Annotated in this window: 14 protein-coding genes; 2 read left to right on the top strand and 12 right to left on the bottom strand. The window is 52.1% G+C overall.

Going from position 1 to position 17,489, the window contains the following annotated elements:
- Positions 1-31 precede the first annotated feature (31 nt).
- From HV229_RS13745 to ppsR, 4 genes are all read right to left on the bottom strand, one after another.
- The gene (locus tag HV229_RS13745) at positions 32-2,017 is read right to left on the bottom strand and encodes a TonB-dependent hemoglobin/transferrin/lactoferrin family receptor (RefSeq protein ID WP_181545667.1); all 1,986 of its coding nucleotides are present in this window, start codon (positions 2,015-2,017) and stop codon (positions 32-34) included.
- A gap of 74 nt (positions 2,018-2,091) precedes the next feature.
- A complete protein-coding gene (gene hemP / locus HV229_RS13740; protein WP_072034386.1) occupies positions 2,092-2,322 on the bottom strand; it encodes a hemin uptake protein HemP in 231 nt (76 codons plus the stop codon).
- A 122-nt stretch (positions 2,323-2,444) separates the two neighbouring features.
- The gene (aroH, locus tag HV229_RS13735; RefSeq protein WP_016152883.1) at positions 2,445-3,491 is read right to left on the bottom strand and encodes a 3-deoxy-7-phosphoheptulonate synthase AroH; all 1,047 of its coding nucleotides are present in this window, start codon (positions 3,489-3,491) and stop codon (positions 2,445-2,447) included.
- Positions 3,492-3,617: 126 nt separating this feature from the next.
- Positions 3,618-4,451 (bottom strand): posphoenolpyruvate synthetase regulatory kinase/phosphorylase PpsR, encoded by an 834-nt coding sequence (ppsR, locus tag HV229_RS13730; protein ID WP_016152884.1) that lies wholly within the window; start codon positions 4,449-4,451, stop codon positions 3,618-3,620.
- 328 nt (positions 4,452-4,779) lie between these two features.
- Here ppsR and ppsA point away from each other — a divergent pair, with 328 nt between their 5' ends.
- Positions 4,780-7,158, top strand: a complete 2,379-nt coding sequence (gene ppsA, locus HV229_RS13725; RefSeq protein ID WP_019076667.1) for a phosphoenolpyruvate synthase — start codon at positions 4,780-4,782, stop codon at positions 7,156-7,158.
- A gap of 95 nt (positions 7,159-7,253) precedes the next feature.
- On the opposite strand, the gene fadK is transcribed toward ppsA, so the two are convergent.
- The 5 genes from fadK to HV229_RS13700 form a co-directional block, all read right to left on the bottom strand.
- Positions 7,254-8,900, bottom strand: coding sequence for a medium-chain fatty-acid--CoA ligase (fadK, locus tag HV229_RS13720; RefSeq protein ID WP_181545666.1), 1,647 nt, complete (start codon positions 8,898-8,900; stop codon positions 7,254-7,256).
- Between the two features lie 83 nt (positions 8,901-8,983).
- On the bottom strand, positions 8,984-9,277 hold the full coding sequence (locus tag HV229_RS13715) for a ferredoxin (RefSeq protein ID WP_016152887.1): 294 nt from the start codon (positions 9,275-9,277) through the stop codon (positions 8,984-8,986).
- Complete coding sequence (locus HV229_RS13710) at positions 9,274-10,563, bottom strand: FAD-dependent oxidoreductase (RefSeq protein ID WP_046275857.1); 1,290 nt, start codon at positions 10,561-10,563, stop codon at positions 9,274-9,276. The genes HV229_RS13715 and HV229_RS13710 overlap by 4 nt, the downstream gene beginning before the upstream one ends.
- 53 nt (positions 10,564-10,616) lie before the next feature.
- Complete coding sequence (locus HV229_RS13705) at positions 10,617-11,552, bottom strand: electron transfer flavoprotein subunit alpha (protein ID WP_016152889.1); 936 nt, start codon at positions 11,550-11,552, stop codon at positions 10,617-10,619.
- 21 nt (positions 11,553-11,573) lie between these two features.
- The gene (locus HV229_RS13700; protein WP_047500317.1) at positions 11,574-12,338 is read right to left on the bottom strand and encodes an electron transfer flavoprotein; all 765 of its coding nucleotides are present in this window, start codon (positions 12,336-12,338) and stop codon (positions 11,574-11,576) included.
- A gap of 505 nt (positions 12,339-12,843) precedes the next feature.
- Here HV229_RS13700 and HV229_RS13695 point away from each other — a divergent pair.
- Positions 12,844-13,734, top strand: a complete 891-nt coding sequence (locus HV229_RS13695) for an AraC family transcriptional regulator (protein ID WP_016152891.1) — start codon at positions 12,844-12,846, stop codon at positions 13,732-13,734.
- 55 nt (positions 13,735-13,789) lie between these two features.
- Here HV229_RS13695 and HV229_RS13690 read toward each other — a convergent pair whose 3' ends face one another.
- The 3 genes from HV229_RS13690 to aroD all read right to left on the bottom strand — a co-directional run bounded on the left by HV229_RS13690 (position 13,790) and on the right by aroD (position 17,465).
- Positions 13,790-14,941 (bottom strand): acyl-CoA dehydrogenase, encoded by a 1,152-nt coding sequence (locus HV229_RS13690; RefSeq protein ID WP_003836610.1) that lies wholly within the window; start codon positions 14,939-14,941, stop codon positions 13,790-13,792.
- Between the two features lie 13 nt (positions 14,942-14,954).
- Complete coding sequence (locus HV229_RS13685) at positions 14,955-16,550, bottom strand: acyl CoA:acetate/3-ketoacid CoA transferase (protein ID WP_181545665.1); 1,596 nt, start codon at positions 16,548-16,550, stop codon at positions 14,955-14,957.
- 156 nt (positions 16,551-16,706) lie between these two features.
- Positions 16,707-17,465, bottom strand: a complete 759-nt coding sequence (aroD, locus tag HV229_RS13680) for a type I 3-dehydroquinate dehydratase (RefSeq protein ID WP_181545664.1) — start codon at positions 17,463-17,465, stop codon at positions 16,707-16,709.
- Positions 17,466-17,489 lie beyond the last annotated feature (24 nt).

The raw sequence follows: 17,489 nt of genomic DNA, 5'->3' as shown, positions 1-17,489 counted from the left end.
ATTGCTGCCCCGGCGAACCGGGGAAAAGTGATTACCACTGATAACTCACGAAAATTTTGCCATTACGACCATCCTGCGGAATGCCCTGCGGCGACCAGTACTCTTTGTCGAAGGCGTTGCCCAGTACCAGCGTGGTGGTCATGCCTTTCAGCGCTTGTTGGCCCTGATAGCTCACGTAGAAATCGTTTACCGCATAACCGGGCTGTTTCGTGTAGCTGCTGCTGATATGCGTTGAACGGTCAGCAAATGTACCTATCCAGCCAACGGAAAAACCGCTGTGCGCAACCGGCACGTTCAGTTTGCTGGTGACGGTATCCGGGTTAATGCTGGAAATGTATTCGCCGGTGTCTGTATCTTTGCCGCGCGTACGGTTATAGGCCATGTCGAGGCTGAACAGATCGGCGGAATATTTCGCCATCACGTCCCAGCCCCAGATTTTGGCGTTGGGTACGTTATAGGACATGGTTGTCGCGGCGGCAAAGTCGACGCTGGTGGAGATGTAATCTTTCGCTTTGGTGTCGAAATAGCTGGCTTTAAATTCGAGCGCATCGCTCGCCATCAACAGATCGTCAAAGCGCAGGCCAAATCCGTATTCCTGGGTTTCGTTGGTTTCCGGGCGTAGGTTAGGGTTCGGCACCCAGTAGTTGGTGTAAAAACGGCCAATCGAGAAGTGTTTGGCATCGTTATACATCTCGCCCATGGTCGGCGCACGGAAGGCCTGAGCGTATGAACTGAACAGCATCAGCCAGTCGGTTGGCGCAACGGTGAGCCCTGCGCGGGACGACCATTTATCGGCATCGACATCTTCATAGCCGTCGCTGCTGCCGCGATAAGAGTCATAACGGGTACCGCCCAGCAGCGTAACTGGCAGGTCGCGCAGGGTGATTTCATCTTGTAGCCAACCGGAGCTGAAATCTATTTTTGCCTCCGGGAAACCGGTGGTTGCGCCGCCTGGCTGTTGTTCCTGACGATAGTATTCCCCGCCGTAGGTCAGCAAATGAGATGCAAAAGAGTCGGTAAACAGACGGCTGCGGTTGTCGATTTTGCCGCCTTTGGTGGTTTGTTTGCGAAACTCGCCGGTGTTATCCGTGTTTTGCGCATTAATGCGTGCTTCGGACCAGTAGACGCGGGCATCCGCGTTCAACCAGTCATTGTCGGCTGGAGCAATCGAGTAGGTCAGTTGTGCGTCGCGCTGGATGGTTGAGCGATCGGTCATCGGGTTGCTGGTGGCATCCGCCGCGCTGGTTTGCGGGTTTTTAGGTTCACGGGCGTCATTGTTGTAGTAACGCAGCGAGCCGGCCAGCGTCTGGGCGCTGTCAATTTTCCAGCTGCCTTTCGCCAGCATATTGTTAATCGCTTCGTCGTTTGGTGCCGTAGTACCGTTGCTCTGGCGCAAATCACCGCGATCGCGACTGGACCAGGCAAGCAGTCCGTCCAGCGTATCGGTGCGACCAAACGCGCTGGCGCCCATACCGAGGCTGTGATCGCCGGTTGCCGCGGTGCCGAACACGCGATAACCGCTGTTTTGTCCGGCCTCCAGCAGATCTTTGGCATTCGCAGTGTCATAGGCGATCACTCCACCTAACGCGCCGCTACCGTACAGCAGTGCAGAAGGGCCACGGACGACCTCGATGCGTTTGATCAGCGCCGGATCGAGGAAGGTACTGTTCAGGTGTCCGGTGTCGGTTCCCTGACGAACGCCATCAACCAGCACCAGAACGCCACGTCGATCGTAGCCGCGCAGATTCACGTCCTGGCCGTTAGTGCGACCGGTGCCGTCAAGGGTCAGGCCCGGAACCGTACGCAACAGGTCGGCTGCTGAGCTGGCGGTCTGGTTTTCCGGCGCGGTGGCATCAATCACGCTGACCATCATCGGTGCTTCAAAAGCACTACGGGCATTGCCGGTAGCGGTGACGGTCATATCTTCTACCGCCGCATACGCGACGGCGGGCAGGTTACTGATAATCGCCAGCGCCAAGAGCGAAGGGCGCAGGGATGCAGTGTGCAGGTGTGGCATAGCAACTCTCCATTAGGAAATCGAAAAGCGCTGGCTGCCTGGGTACTACCTGGGTGGCTGGCGAAAAGTGGTGTTTATTTGGTCAGAATGAGTTTTCCGGCTTGTGTCTGGCGCAGCAGATAGAGCTGACCATCGTGTTCTATGATCACGCGCCCCTCTTTGCCCAGCAGACTTTTACTGTCAATTCGGCGCTCGTTTGGCGCGACGGCAGGCGGTGTTTTTTCTTTTGCGGGCGTTGTTGTGTTATCCATACGTGAATAGTGTTTAAAAATAACAATCAATTTAACAATGATAATCATTATCATCAAACTGCAAAATTGCGGCAAGCCTTTTTGTGAAATAATTGTGACGAGAATAGATTTTGTACAATAAGGGGGGGGAACAAAGGATTAGCACCGGGCAACGTGATGTTACCCGGCGAACAGCATTAAAAACGGCTATCAACCGCAGAGGCGAGTTTTTCAACCAGCAGTTCAGTATCTTCCCAGTTCAGGCACGGGTCGGTAATGGACTGGCCGTAAACCAGCGGCTGGCCGCTAACGATTTTTTGCGTACCTTCACGCAGGAAACTCTCCGCCATAATCCCGGCAATCGCCGTCGAACCATTGCGAATTTGCTGGCACACATCATCACAAACGTCCAACTGACGACGATGCTGCTTCTGGCAATTGCCATGGCTAAAATCGACCACCAGATGTTCAGGCAGGGAAAATTCGTGCAGGGTATCGCAGGCGGCGGCAATATCTTCAGCATAATAATTCGGCTTTTTACCGCCGCGCATGATGATATGCCCGTAAGGATTACCGCTGGTCTGATAAATGGTCATCTGGCCGGTTTTATCCGGAGAGAGGAACATATGGCTGGCACGGGAGGCGCGAATCGCATCGACGGCAATACGCGTATTGCCATCCGTACCGTTTTTAAAGCCGACCGGGCAGGAAAGCGCAGAGGCCATTTCACGGTGGATCTGGCTTTCAGTGGTGCGTGCGCCAATGGCTCCCCAACTGATTAAATCGGCAATAAACTGACCGGTCACCATGTCGAGGAATTCTGTTGCCGTGGGTACGCCCAGTTCATTGACCTGCAACAGCAGTTTACGCGCCAGCTCAATGCCGTGGTTCACGCGGTAGCTGCCGTTTAAATCTGGGTCGGAAATTAAGCCTTTCCAGCCCACTACGGTGCGCGGTTTTTCAAAATAAGTGCGCATCACGATTTCCAGACGCGCCTGATGTTTTTCGCGCAGCGCCTGTAAACGCGTCGCGTATTCCATGGCGGCATCAAGATCGTGAATCGAGCAGGGACCTACGATCACCAGTAAACGAGCGTCTTCACCATTTAATATTTTTTCTATCCGGCGTCGGGAGTCCGTAACATGACGGGCGACGGAGGACGAAACAGGATGCCGTTGCGCAAGCTCTGCTGGAGTGACCAGGTTGTCAATACGCGCAGTACGGAGTTCATCGGTTCTGTTCATTACTTGTCTCAGAAATTTGTTGCTTCAACGGCAGGACTACCGGGAAGTGATGTATATCACAATATCATACTCATCCTGCCTGGTGGCGAGCATAATAACAAAAAATCGAACCAATGCACTAGCATTCTAGTACATGCGGCGATTCAGCCCCATGATGTCGAGGATCTTGGTAGCAATCTCTTCTACCGAATAATTGGTACTGTTCAGCCATGGGATCTGGTTTTTCCGGTATAGCGCTTCCACCTCAGCAACCTCCATCCGGCACTGGCGCATCGAGGCGTAACGGCTGTTTTCCCGGCGCTCTTCGCGGATGGCCGCCAGGCGCTCAGGGTCAATGGTTAGGCCGAACAATTTATGCTGTAACGGCTTCAGGGATGCTGGCAGCACCAGATTATCCATATCATCGGCAATAAAGGGGTAGTTGGCCGCGCGAATGCCAAACTGCATGGCCAGATACAAACTGGTCGGGGTTTTACCGCAACGGGAAACGCCAAGCAGGATCACCTGCGCCTGATCGAGGTTGCGCAACGAAATACCGTCGTCATGAGCGAGGGTATAATCAATGGCGGCAATGCGCGCGTCGTACTTGTTAAGGTTGCCGGGGTTCAGGCCGTGGGTACGATGGGCGATCGGCGTAGGGTCGAGCTTCATCTCTTGTTGCAGTGGGGCAACCAACGCCTGCACGATATCCTGACAAAATCCTTCGCTTTGCAAAATGATCGAGCGAATTTCCGGCAAAACGATAGAGTAAAACACCAGAGGGCGCACGCCAGTTTGTTGATAGATCGCGTCAATCTGGTCTTTAACCGCTCGCGCACGACTCTCATTTTCTACAAACGGCAGCGTAATGCTGCTGATCGTAACCGGAAATTGCGACATTACCGCGTGGCCCAATACCTCGGCGGTGATGGCCGTACCATCAGAAATATAAAATACGTGACGATCAACAGCATTATCCATTTTGCTCATCCTGGGGCTGACATAATTCTCTGAAAGCATAAATTAAAATTCGCCAGAAGCGAATATTGCTGCATCTATTTTGTAAAATGAAACGGTATTTTTATATTTACTGAAAAGTACATTTCATTTTTCGGAACAAATGTTTATACCGGTAGTTTTTGTGGTGATCCCCTGTGGCTCGCGGGTTTGCGCAAATGCGGAAACAATCTGAAAAAATAAAAAATAAAGTTGCTTGAACGATTCACCGTTTTTTTCGCTGAAGTAAATATGCAAAGATAATTACGCAAAATTGAGTTTCCTAACCTCGTTCATATATAAGGATTGTTCGATGTCCAACAATGGCTCGTCACCGCTGGTGCTTTGGTATAACCAACTCGGCATGAATGATGTAGACAGAGTTGGGGGCAAAAATGCCTCCCTGGGTGAAATGATTACTAACCTTTCCGGTATGGGTGTTTCCGTACCGAATGGTTTTGCAACGACCGCCGATGCGTTTAACCAGTTTCTGGACCAGAGCGGTGTAAACCAGCGCATTTATGAGCTGCTGGATAAAACGGATATTGACGATGTCACCGAGCTTGCGAAAGCCGGCGCACAGATCCGCCAGTGGATTATCGACACTCCTTTCCAGCCGGAGCTGGAAAATGCCGTCCGCGATGCCTACGCGCAGCTGTCAGCAGACGATGCCCATGCCTCTTTTGCCGTGCGCTCTTCCGCCACCGCAGAAGATATGCCAGATGCGTCATTTGCCGGTCAGCAGGAAACCTTCCTCAACGTCCAGGGATTTGATGCCGTACTGGTTGCTATCAAACACGTCTTCGCCTCGCTGTTTAACGACCGAGCAATCTCTTATCGCGTTCACCAGGGTTATGACCATCGTGGCGTAGCGCTCTCTGCTGGCGTTCAGCGGATGGTGCGCTCAGACCTCGCGTCTTCCGGCGTAATGTTCTCCATCGATACCGAATCCGGTTTCGATCAGGTGGTGTTCATCACTTCCGCATGGGGCCTGGGCGAGATGGTCGTGCAGGGTGCCGTTAACCCGGATGAATTCTACGTGCACAAACCGACTCTGGCGGCAAACCGTCCGGCGATCGTCCGTCGCACAATGGGTTCGAAAAAAATCCGTATGGTCTACGCGCCAACCCAGGAACACGGCAAGCAGGTGACGATTGAAGATGTACCGCAGGAGCAGCGCGACATTTTCTCCCTGACCAACGAAGAAGTGCAGGAGCTGGCGAAGCAGGCGGTACAGATCGAGAAGCACTACGGTCGTCCGATGGACATCGAATGGGCGAAAGACGGTCATACCGGCAAGCTGTTCATTGTGCAGGCGCGTCCGGAAACCGTGCGCTCGCGCGGCCAGGTGATGGAGCGTTATACGCTGCATGCTCAGGGTAAAATTATTGCTGAAGGTCGTGCTATCGGTCACCGCATTGGCGCGGGTCCGGTCAAAGTCATTCAGGACATCAGCGAAATGAACCGTATCGAACCTGGCGACGTCCTGGTTACCGACATGACCGACCCGGACTGGGAACCGATCATGAAGAAAGCGGCGGCGATTGTCACCAACCGTGGCGGTCGTACCTGTCACGCGGCGATCATTGCCCGTGAACTGGGGATCCCGGCCGTGGTTGGCTGTGGTGATGCCACCGAGCGTATGAAGGACGGTGAGAAAGTCACTGTCTCCTGTGCCGAGGGTGATACCGGTTATGTTTACGCTGAGATGCTCGACTTCAGCGTGAAGAGTTCCAGCGTGGAGACCATGCCGGATCTGCCGTTGAAGGTGATGATGAACGTGGGTAACCCGGACCGGGCTTTCGACTTCGCCTGTCTGCCAAACGAAGGTGTCGGCCTGGCGCGTCTGGAATTTATCATCAACCGCATGATTGGTGTACACCCGCGTGCGTTGCTGGAGTTCGATGACCAGACGCCTGAGCTGCAAAACGAAATCCGCGGCATGATGAAAGGTTTTGATTCCCCGCGTGAATTCTACGTTGGTCGTCTGACGGAAGGGATCGCTACGCTGGGTGCAGCGTTCTATCCAAAACGCGTTATCGTGCGTATGTCAGACTTTAAGTCCAACGAATATGCCAACCTCGTCGGCGGTGAGCGTTATGAGCCGCATGAAGAGAACCCGATGCTGGGCTTCCGCGGGGCGGGCCGTTACATTGCTGATAGCTTCCGCGACTGTTTCGCGCTGGAATGTGACGCAGTGAAACGTGTCCGTAACGATATGGGCCTGACTAACGTAGAAGTGATGGTACCGTTTGTACGTACCGTTGCCCAGGCGAAAGCGGTAGTGGAAGAGCTGGCGCGTCAGGGGCTGAAACGCGGTGAGAACGGACTGAAGATCATCATGATGTGCGAGATCCCGTCCAACGCCTTGCTGGCCGAACAGTTCCTTGAGTACTTTGACGGTTTCTCCATCGGTTCAAACGACATGACGCAGCTGGCGCTGGGACTGGACCGTGACTCTGGTGTGGTTTCTGAACTGTTTGACGAGCGTAACGACGCGGTGAAAGCGTTGCTGTCGATGGCGATTCGTGCAGCCAAGAAACAGGGCAAATACGTGGGTATTTGCGGTCAGGGTCCATCCGATCACGAAGACTTCGCTGCCTGGCTGATGGAAGAGGGGATCGACAGTCTGTCGCTGAACCCGGACACCGTCGTGCAGACCTGGCTGAGCCTGGCTGAACTGAAGAAGTAACATCATGCCGGATGGTGGTGTAAATGCCTTATCCGGCCTACGGTTAGTATGCAACGTAGGCCGGATTAGAGGTGTTAGCATCGCCATCCGGTACTTTACCCTTCAACGCTTTCCACACTCTCCACGCTTAAACGCTGAATGATATCCTGACGCAGCTGGTATTTTTGTACCTTGCCTGACGCCGTGCGCGGTAACGTTTCGACAATGACGATGTGTTCCGGATATTTATACTTTGCCACCCGTTTGCGGCTAAAAAAGGCCACCACTGATTCCAGCGACAGCGAATGATGCGGCGGTTTCAGTACCACATAAGCGCACGACCGTTCACCTAACCGATCGTCTGGCATCGCGACAACGCAGGCATCATGAATGCGCGGATGCTGCAATAAAATATCCTCCACTTCGCGGCTGCTGATGTTTTCCCCACCGCGCACAATAATATCTTTTTTACGCCCGGTAATTTTGATGTATCCCGCTTCGTCCATGCGGCATAAGTCGCCACTGTAATACCAGCCATCTTTATCCAGCGCGCGGGCGGTTAGTTCAGGCTCATCGAGGTAGCCCATAAAAACATTGGGACCACGCGAGGCCTCTTCACCTTCGATCCCTGCAGGCAACGTATTGCGCTCTTCATCGACGACTTTAATTTCAACGCCTGCGGCGGCATATCCATCGGTGTTCATCATGCGTGAAAGTGAATCGTCGAGATTGACCAGCGCATGCGGCGAGCTCTCCGTCGAACCATAGATGCTTAACAATTTAATGCCGCGCTGTTGGCAGTCACGGGCAATCTTTTGCGGAATAGTGGTGCCACCGCATAAGAAAAAACGTAGTGATGTGAGATCACAGGGCCGTTTTTCCAGACTACACAACATGTCGTAGACGAAGGGGGTTGCACCGAGCACGCAGGTACAGCGTTGTTGCTCGAGCAGTTCAAGACAGGCGGTTGGGGTGAATATATCCAACAATACGCTGCGTGCGCCGATTAAAAACGGCGCGGTAACGCCATGCAAAAAACCGGTAGCGTGTCCCAGTGGGGCGGGCATCAAAAACACATCCTGCCAGGTGAGATTGAGTCGGGCACAGTAGGCGCGTTCGCTGGCAAGGATATTGTTGTGGGTTAACATTACGCCTTTCGGCATTCCCTCGGTCCCGGAGGTAAACAGCACGGCAGCCAGTTCATCGGCGTGAACGTTAATAACCTGGGTTAATGGCGGAGCCTGAAGCAGTTGGCTGAACGCCAGCGAAGCGGTGGCCGGTGCCAGTTTATCTACGGCGACAATCTGTTGCAGATGCGGCAACTGGTTTTGCAAGGGGAGGATCAGATCAACCGGTCGGGTCTGTTTAAACAACGTCGGTGCGAAAAAAATCTTCGCTTTGCATTTGTTCAGTACCCACACCAGTTCCGCTTCGCGCCAGGCAGGCAGCAGTGGTACGGAAACGGCTCCGGTTTTCAGGCAGGCCAGATAGATAATGGTGAACTCGCACCAGCCAGGCAACTGAAAGGCAATGCGATCGCCGGGTTGGATCCCGCAGGCTACAAACCAGGTTGCCAGACTGCTGGCAGCATCGTCGAGTGCAGAGTAGGTATATGAAGCGCCATGATTATCAACCACGGCGATTTTATCCGGCATGGCTCTGGCGGTTTGGTGCCAGTAATCGCCAAGCGAAGCATCTCCCCATAAACCCAGTTGTCGCCAGGCCTGGCGACGTTCGGCGTTAAACGTAAGTGTGATACTCATGAAGTTATTCCCAGGATTATTTCGGCATACATCTGACCGGATGGCCAGGCGGGGCCAATCCGGCGTACAACATGCAAAATCCATTAGCCGTAGCGGAAATCAACGCCAAATGTTCCGAGCGGGTATTCCCATTGTGTGAGGATCGTGTCACCGCACAGCACCCGGCAGGTGCCGCACTCCAGGCAGCCTGCGGAATCAAAATGAATATTTCCACTCTCATCCTGTTTATACAGTCCGGCGGGGCAGGCTTTCAGCAACTTGCGAAATTCATTAAGGTCGGGATGTTCAGCCAGAATGATGTGTGGGTGGCCTTCATCAACATTAAATTTATTGACGCCCAGTTTGACGTCGACGTTAACGTTAGTGTCCTGATTCATAGTGCGGTGGCCCCCTTGATGCCGTCTTTCAGTAAGTTCATCAGCCCAATCTGCCTGGCATGGGACATGATCATCTTGCGAACGGGCTGATTTGGGCTTCCGTCGACGGTAAACATATCGTTCATGATATCGGCCACCATGCGGGGATATTGGGTAAACAGGCGCGGGTTTTCCATCAGCGCTGGGATCTTGCGAAAATGCTGCAAATCACGCATCACACAGCCCTGTTCGAGGGCACGTTTGTAATCCATCAGGCTACTGGCCGAGTAATCCTGGCGCTCTTTTGCTGCAATGGCTGTTTGGGCGGCGGCTTCTGCGGAAGCTATCGCCAAATCCATGCCGCGCACGGTATAACCCAGATTCAGACAGAAACCAGCGGCATCGCCGACGATCATTACCCCGTCATCAACCAGTTTCGGAACCATTGCCAGACCGCCTTCCGGTACCATATGTGCGGAATATTCCAGCAGTTCACCGCCGGCAATCAGCGGACGAATAGTCGGGTGTCGCTTAAAGTCTTCCAGCATTTGCGGAATGCTTTTCGTGGCATGGGCAATATCCCCCAGACCACACACCAGGCCCAGAGAGATGGAATCCTGGTTGGTATACAGAAATCCGCCTCCCATCAGTCCATTAGACGGTGAGCCTGCGAACAGCCAGGCTGCACCTTCGTTGCCTGACAGATTGAACCGATCCGCAATCACCGCCGACGGTAAGCCGATCAGCTCTTTTACGCCAACGGCATAGTGCTGTGCAGAAGAGGGGGGAACCATCCCCAGCGACCGTCCCAGCATAGAATTAACGCCATCGGCAAGGATGACAATATTGGCTTCAAGGATATCGTCCCCGGCTTGCACACCGGTGACCTTATTGCCTTCGCGAATTAGCGCGTCGACGCGCACGCCGGGGATGAACTGCACGCCAGCCTGTTCCGCTTTTTCCATTAGCCATGGGTCAAGCCGGTTGCGCAAAACGGTGTAAGAGTCCTGCGCTGGCGCGTTGTCTTTTTCACGATGGAAGTCGAGGGTAACGGCGCTCTCTTCGGTCAGGAAGGAGATTTTTTCGCGGGTGACTTTACGTTCGAGAGGCGCTTCCTGCGCGAATCCGGGCATGATGCGCTCAAGGCTGTGCGCGTAGAGTCTCCCGCCGGTCATATTTTTACTGCCCGCACTGTTGCCGCGCTCAATGACCAGTACGTCCAGTCCGGCCCGGGCCATAACGTAGCCTGCCATTGTACCCGCTACACCAGCACCGACCACAATGGCATCAAATTTTTCATCTGACATGCTTTATGCTCCTTTCCCGCCGCAAGGGCAGCGGGAGATGTGCGTTAAGGGGATTAGCGGCTGAGATGGTCGATAAGGGCCGGAACCACTTTGTAGATGTCGCCCACCAGACCGTAATCGGCGTAATTGAAAATAGGGGCTTTTTTATCTTTGTTGATGGCGACAATGACTTTCGCGCCGTTACCGCCGACCATATGCTGAATTTGTCCTGAGATGCCCAGTGTGAGATACAGGTCTGATTTCAATAACACGCCAGAAACGCCAATGTAGCGTTCGCGTTCCATCCAGTTTTCGCCTTCGGCAATCGGTCGTGAACAACCCACTTCAGCACCCAGCACCGATGCCAGTTGGCGCACCATTTCCAGATCGTTTTGCGCCACCAGACCGCGACCCACACCCACCACGCGCTTAGCTTTGCTGAGATCCACGCTGCTCACGGATTTGGCGCGACGCTCCAGGCACATCACTTCATGGTGCGGCGCGATGTACGTTGCTGAGACAACCGGGCAGTTGTGCGAGGCGTTTTCCGCGACCGGTTCAAGCTGGCCTGGGGCAAGCGTGATAATCGCCAGCGTACTTTTGATTTTTTCTTTGCCAAATGCCAGACCACCATACATCCGGTGTTCGGCGAACAAAATGCCTGCATCCAGCGTTACCGATGTGGCGTCGTTCACCATCGCTGCGTTGAGCTGAATGCTTAAGCGTGCGCCAAGGGATTTGGCTCGTTTAGTCGCGGACATCAGCAGCAGCCCGGCGTGTTCCTGCATCAGGGCGGCGATGGTCTCAGCGTAATTTTCAACACGCTGTAAACCGGAGGTTGCGTCGAGCACGACTATCTTATCGGCGCCCAGGGCTTGCAACTGATTGGCCTGGTCGCTGCCTTGTACGATAAGGTGAACCTGCTCACCCCACAGGCGAGCGCCGGCCATTAATTCTGCATAGCGTTCTACGTTATCGCTGAACACCCAGACGTTGGCTAATTTACTCATGATGATTTCTCTCCGTTGGGCTTAGTTCAGGGCTTTTTTCAGGTGTTCAGCCAGTTCGGCAATGGCTTCTGCTGAGTCATTTTCCAGAATGATGTGCTGACGTTCGGTTTGCGGCGGCACGGTAAGGCTCACCAGTTCCGCTAACGGTGATGCAGGTATCCAACCAATATCGCTGGCTTGCCACGGGGTGACCGGTTTTTTACCCGCGCCCAGAATCGCCTTCATCGAGGGAATACGCGGTGTGTTGATATCCGACGTCACGCACAGTACGGCGGGGAGCGGCAGATCAATTACTTCGACTTCATCTTCAAGCGTGCGCTCAACCACAAGGCGATCGCCGTTACGTTGGATGCTGCTGACGGCATTAATCACCGGGAGCTGTAATAGTTCGCCAACCAGTAAGCCGACCTGCTGCGCGTAGATATCCCCCGATCCTTCACCGAACAGCATCAGGTCGAAATCCATATTGTTGGCCGCACAGGCCAGCGCCTGAGCGGTATCCCGGGGTAATGAATGCTCCAGTTGTGGATCCTGCACCATATACAAACTGTCCGGCCCGCGGGACAGCACGTCTTTACGCACTTTGGAGTTTTGTAGTAGCGACCCGCCCACCGTTAAGGCGACGATTTCATCACCCTCCGCGCTAAGTTGCGCTGCGGCCTCTATCGCATTTAAGTCAAACTGGCTGATTTTGGCATCGGCCCGGTCAAAGTTAAGCGAGCGCTGTGGGGTAACAACAATGTCCTGTTCTTCAGGCACCAACTTAAAGCAGGTTATTATTTTCATGGCATCTCCAGTGATTCTCGTGTGGATGATGACGTGGTGCGTCATTATCGACAGTAGGGAAAATTGACTGAAAATAGTGTGCGACAGAGGGAGGGCTGTTTTCGACGGGGAAATCTGTTTTCATTGCCAACAATCTTGCAAAAAAAACGTCCCGGGAATGCCTGGTTTATCAGCAATAATCAGACGGTGCGTCCCAGAGGAAAAAACGGGAACACAAAGACAGTGAAAATAATTGCGAAATGCATCATGTTTTTAATCGCCTCTGCGCTGAATTTGTTTCTTATATGTAAATTATTAATGCAGACTTAATAACATTTATTCTTTTTGATTATTATAAAACGCAAATAATCAATGGCAGCAATGTACCAAAGCAAAAGGTGTCATCTTGCAGACGGCGCAAATAATTTTGTTTCGCCGGGAAGGAATAACGTTGTATAACGTCATTATCATTTTTATTTTCTGATATTAATAATCCCAAAATTGCTGCCTTTAGGTGGAGGTTGTCATGTATCAACGCTGTTTTGATAATGCCGTGGAGACCCTTTTTGAACAGGGGAAAACCCCGAGATTCTCGCGATTCGTCATCAGTGATGACCCTAACTGGGAGTCGGGTCATCACGTTCACGATAATGAAACAGAGCTTATTTATGTCAAAAAAGGGGTCGCAAGATTAATTATCGATTCGTCGCTGTATGTCGCGCATGCCGGGGATATCGTGGTGATAGAGCAAGGGCGACTTCATGCGGTTGCTTCGGATAGTAGCGCACCTGCAACGACTTACACCTGCGCGCTCTACGGTTTTCGTTTCAACGGCTGGCAGGATAATCAGCTATTGCAGATGCACTCGTGTCCGGTGATTAGCGTTACTCAGGGGAAGGAGGTTATTAAGAGTATCTTTAATGAGTTGGGAGTTATGCTCCCCCAGAGCAAAAATAACCTGACATCTTCAGCCTACGACGCTTTTGCTTATGCTCTAACCGTTTTATTTTACGAAAACTTTAAAAATGCCTATCGTTCTGAGCAAGGTTATATTAAAAAAGATGTCTTAATTAAAGATGTGCTGGTTTATTTAAATAATAACTTCCGAGAAAAAATTACTCTCGATCAGTTATCCAAAAAATTCCGGGCCAGCGTGAGTTATATCTGCCATGAATTTACTAAGGAGTATCGAATTTCGCCGATCAATTATGTGATTCAGCGACGAATGACCGAGGCGAAATTTGCCCTGACGAATACGGAAGCTTCGTTAGCGGAAATCTCCTGGCGGGTAGGGTATGAAAATGTCGATCACTTTGCCAAACTCTTTCAGCGGCATGTGGGTTGTACCCCCAGTGATTATCGCAAGCAGTTTAAAAATAATCTGGTTGAGCAGGAATGTTTGATGCCAGAGGTCTGATTAACCCTTGCTCGTGCCGGAAAACGCTTGTGCGCTATCCGGCACGAATTACCGCTTACTTATTCTGGTAATCTTTCAGGATTTGGCGTCCGGCGACGTAAATCATAATTTCGTCGGTGCCGCCGCCAATGCGCTCGCAGCGAACATCGCGCCAGAATCGGGAAACGCGCGCTTCATCGGTGTAACCCAGCCCGCCCATGATCTGAATGGCGTCATCAATCACTTCCATTGCCGTGCGGGCGCAATACAGTTTTGCCAACGCCGCGCTGGTCCGCAGCGACTGTTCCTGATCGGCCTGCCAGGCGACTTTCAACACCATATTGCGCATGTTTTCAATTTTAATCGCCATCAGCGCCAGTTTTTCCTGGATCATCTGGTTATGGCCAATCGGTTTACCAAATGCGATGCGCTGGTTAGCATAGCGGGCGGCATCTTCGAAGGCGCACTCGGCGAAACCGGTACTACGCGCGGCGTTGATCAACCGTTCCATCTCAAAGTTGTACATGACGTTGAGGAAGCCCATGCCTTCTTCGCCGACCATATCGCTTTCGTCTACTTCAACATCATCAAGATAAACTTCGCAGGTGCTGAGCATGTGCCAGCCGATTTTATGCAGCGGATTAACCTTAATGCCGGGTTTCTTCGAATCCACCCACCACAGCGTAAAGGCTTTCTTCGGATCTTTCGGCTCCGGATCGCGAGCCAGTACCAGCATATAAGGATACTCTTTAGCGCCGGTGATAAAGGTTTTTTGTCCGTTGAGATATACCTTGCCGTTTTTGCGGGTGTAACTGGTGGTGGCGCTGTTATTGTCTGAACCTGCTCCCGGTTCGGTTAATGCCAGCGCATAAGCCGGATCGCCCGTTTCCATGGTGCTTTCTGCCGTTTTACGTAACTGTTCGGCGGAGCCAAAACGACGCATACTGTGAATGCACTGACCGTTCGTGATTAAAAAAGCGGGTGCGCCGCATTTGGAAACTTCCATCAGTGCCAGCATCTGCGTGACGTAATCTGCCGGGATACCGCCGAATTCTTCCGGAACGCCCAGCATTGAAATTCCGTTGTCCGCAAGGGCGCGCATAAACTCTTTCGGATAGGTAGCCGTCTGATCGCAGGTACGGAAATATTCCTCCGGGAAATTGCTGGTAATCAGTTCGCGAATGCTGGCAAGCAGCAGTTCTTGTTCTTCAGTTAATGAAAAATCCATCAGGGTACTCCTTTTAATTGGCGGCATCGGGCAATATAAAACCCATCGAAGCATCGATAAATAATCTTTCGTCCATCAGTTTCAGTTCCGGAGAAATAACAGGAGGGAAATCCATTTTGTCCAGAATGTCTTCCTGTAAAGAGACACCTGGCGCAATTTCGACTAAATGAAGGCCATCTTCTTTTAACGTAAATACAGCGCGCTCGGTGATGTAACGGACATCCAGTCCGCGCTCGAGTGCAATTTTTCCGCTGAAAGTGACTTCTGGTAATTCGTTGACGAATTTTTTCACCCGGCCTTCCTGCACGATATTTAATTTGCCATTGGCAACTTCCGTTTTCAGGCTTCCGGCAGTTAAGGTGCCGCAAAATATTATTTTCTTCGAGGTGGCGCTAATATCGATAAAACCGCCAGTTCCCATAATTTTGCCATTGAATTTATGTACGCCGACATTGCCGTGGCGATCCACTTCGGCGAAGCTTAAATAGCATACATCCAGCCCACCGCCGTGGTAGAAGTCAAACTGGGAGGTCATATCCAGAATCGCGCGGGTGTTGACGTTGGCGCCAAAAGCGATGCCCTGGGAGGTAATTCCGCCAATCGGACCGGTCTCGACCGTCAGAATAAAGTCGTCAGCGCAGCCTTCTTCGCGTGCAACGAGACCAATACCATCGGCGATACCCACGCCAACGTTGCCGACCGCGCCTTTACGCATTTCGAACAGGGCGCGTCGGGCCACCAGTTTACGCTGATTGAGCGGCAGGGCAGTCTGCTGGCTGTCATCAAGGACAAAATCGCCCGAGATAAAGCGGTTAACCGGCGCACCGCCGTACAATTGAGTTTGATCGGGATCGATGACCACAATATCGACCAGATAGCCCGGAATACGCACGGCTTTTGGGTGCAGTGTGGCTTTCTTCACCATTTTTTGCACCTGCATCATGACGATGCCGCCGTTGTTGTGAACGGCCTGAGCAATCACCAGCGCGTCGAGATACATAACTTCATCTTCAAACGTGGCGTAACCTTCGCTGTCGCAGGTGGTGGCGCGAATAAAGGCGATGTTTGGCGCAATGGCTTTGTAGTAGAGGTACTCTTTGTTATCAATTTCCACCAGCTTGATCAGATCTTCGGTGGTCACTTCATTCAGCTTTCCGCCCTGTTGGCGGGGATCGACAAATGTTCCGATACCGATCTCACTCAGAATACCCGGCTGGTGGGCTGCCGAGGCACGCAGGGTCTGGGTTAATACGCCCTGAGGATAGTTATAGGCGGCAATTTTATTCTGCTCAGCGAGGTCAGAAATTCGTGGTGATTGTCCCCAGTGGCCGCATAATGCCCATTTGACTAAACCTTCCTGTGCTAACGGGCTAATTCCACGGTCAGCACGGTCACCTAATCCCGTTGGGCTAATCAATGATAAGTTTCGGGGTGAGTGTGCGTTTTTATATTTTTCAGCCAGCGCATTAATTAATGTTGTTGCTTCGAGAATACCGCCACCTGCGCCTAATACACAGAGCGTTGCCTCATCAGGAATATAATTAATGGCATCCGCTGCGGATAATGCGGGGACCCGACCATCAATGCGTTTTGGTCTTGATAATTTCATATGAACTCCAGATTATATGCGTGCGACTACCTGTCGCTATATTCGACAATAATAATGTGAGTTATTTAATAATGTCCGGCCATCTGCCCGATATTCGTGATTAAGCGAATATCTGGGGCAGGGCATTACTGATATTAATATGGATAAACGGTACTATTACGCCTGATGCAATATGGTCAAAACAGTACGTAGGTCGGTGACCGAAATTTGCCCAGGGGCAGAGGCTTTTTTCACCGCGCCAAAGGTTGCAGCTGAACCGAAAACCTCACCGGACAGACGTGAAATCACCCCTGTTTTAGCCATCGACATAGTAATGATCGGGCGATCGGCATAGCGTTCCTGCATTTCCAGAGTTGCGCCAAGCAGGGTCAATACATCCGTTTTGTTTTGCGGCATCAGGGCGATTTTCGGGATATCAGCGCCAAGCTCCTGCATTTTACGCAGGCGCAGGACAATCTCTTGTGCCGCTGGCGTCTTATGGAAATCATGATTCGACATAATGACGGCGACATTTTTTGCATGTGCATATTCGACGGTGGCTTTAATCAGTTCGTCACCGGTGAAAAGCTCCAGGTCAATCATATCGACCAGACCGCTATCTACCGCCGCACGGTTTAGCGCAATATAGTTTTCGACAGCCAGCGCCTGTTCACCACCTTCTTTGGCACTACGGAAGGTGAACAGCAGCGGTTTGTCAGCCATCACCTCGCGGATGGCGCGTGCAGCTTCCAGTACGGAATCAACGGAGGACACCTCGGTGAAATGGTCAACGCGCCATTCCAGAATGTCGAAATCCGCCTCGCGATAGGCCAGCGCTTCGCTTTTTACCGTTGCGATGTCTTTACCCATCAGTGAGACAATGATCTTCGGCGCACCCTCGCCAATGACGAGGTTTTTTACGGTTACGGTTTTCATCGATTACCCTTTAAATATTTTACA

It is taken from the genome of Citrobacter sp. RHBSTW-00524, assembly GCF_013747755.1.
Classification (GTDB): Bacteria; Pseudomonadota; Gammaproteobacteria; order Enterobacterales; family Enterobacteriaceae; genus Citrobacter; species Citrobacter braakii.
This window is presented reverse-complemented; position numbering and strand designations above follow the sequence as displayed.

What these genes read in the sequence shown, in the direction of transcription:
- hemP (WP_072034386.1), bottom strand. Translation starts at nt 2,322, where the DNA reads ATGATAATGATTATCATTGTTAAATTGATTGTTATTTTTAAACACTAT.
- HV229_RS13715 (WP_016152887.1), bottom strand. Translation starts at nt 9,277, where the DNA reads ATGAATCAGGACACTAACGTTAACGTCGACGTCAAACTGGGCGTCAAT.
- ppsA (WP_019076667.1), top strand. Translation starts at nt 4,780, where the DNA reads ATGTCCAACAATGGCTCGTCACCGCTGGTGCTTTGGTATAACCAACTC.
- aroD (WP_181545664.1), bottom strand. Translation starts at nt 17,465, where the DNA reads ATGAAAACCGTAACCGTAAAAAACCTCGTCATTGGCGAGGGTGCGCCG.
- ppsR (WP_016152884.1), bottom strand. Translation starts at nt 4,451, where the DNA reads ATGGATAATGCTGTTGATCGTCACGTATTTTATATTTCTGATGGTACG.
- HV229_RS13690 (WP_003836610.1), bottom strand. Translation starts at nt 14,941, where the DNA reads ATGGATTTTTCATTAACTGAAGAACAAGAACTGCTGCTTGCCAGCATT.
- fadK (WP_181545666.1), bottom strand. Translation starts at nt 8,900, where the DNA reads ATGAGTATCACACTTACGTTTAACGCCGAACGTCGCCAGGCCTGGCGA.
- aroH (WP_016152883.1), bottom strand. Translation starts at nt 3,491, where the DNA reads ATGAACAGAACCGATGAACTCCGTACTGCGCGTATTGACAACCTGGTC.
- HV229_RS13745 (WP_181545667.1), bottom strand. Translation starts at nt 2,017, where the DNA reads ATGCCACACCTGCACACTGCATCCCTGCGCCCTTCGCTCTTGGCGCTG.
- HV229_RS13685 (WP_181545665.1), bottom strand. Translation starts at nt 16,550, where the DNA reads ATGAAATTATCAAGACCAAAACGCATTGATGGTCGGGTCCCCGCATTA.
- HV229_RS13705 (WP_016152889.1), bottom strand. Translation starts at nt 11,552, where the DNA reads ATGAGTAAATTAGCCAACGTCTGGGTGTTCAGCGATAACGTAGAACGC.
- HV229_RS13695 (WP_016152891.1), top strand. Translation starts at nt 12,844, where the DNA reads ATGTATCAACGCTGTTTTGATAATGCCGTGGAGACCCTTTTTGAACAG.
- HV229_RS13700 (WP_047500317.1), bottom strand. Translation starts at nt 12,338, where the DNA reads ATGAAAATAATAACCTGCTTTAAGTTGGTGCCTGAAGAACAGGACATT.
- HV229_RS13710 (WP_046275857.1), bottom strand. Translation starts at nt 10,563, where the DNA reads ATGTCAGATGAAAAATTTGATGCCATTGTGGTCGGTGCTGGTGTAGCG.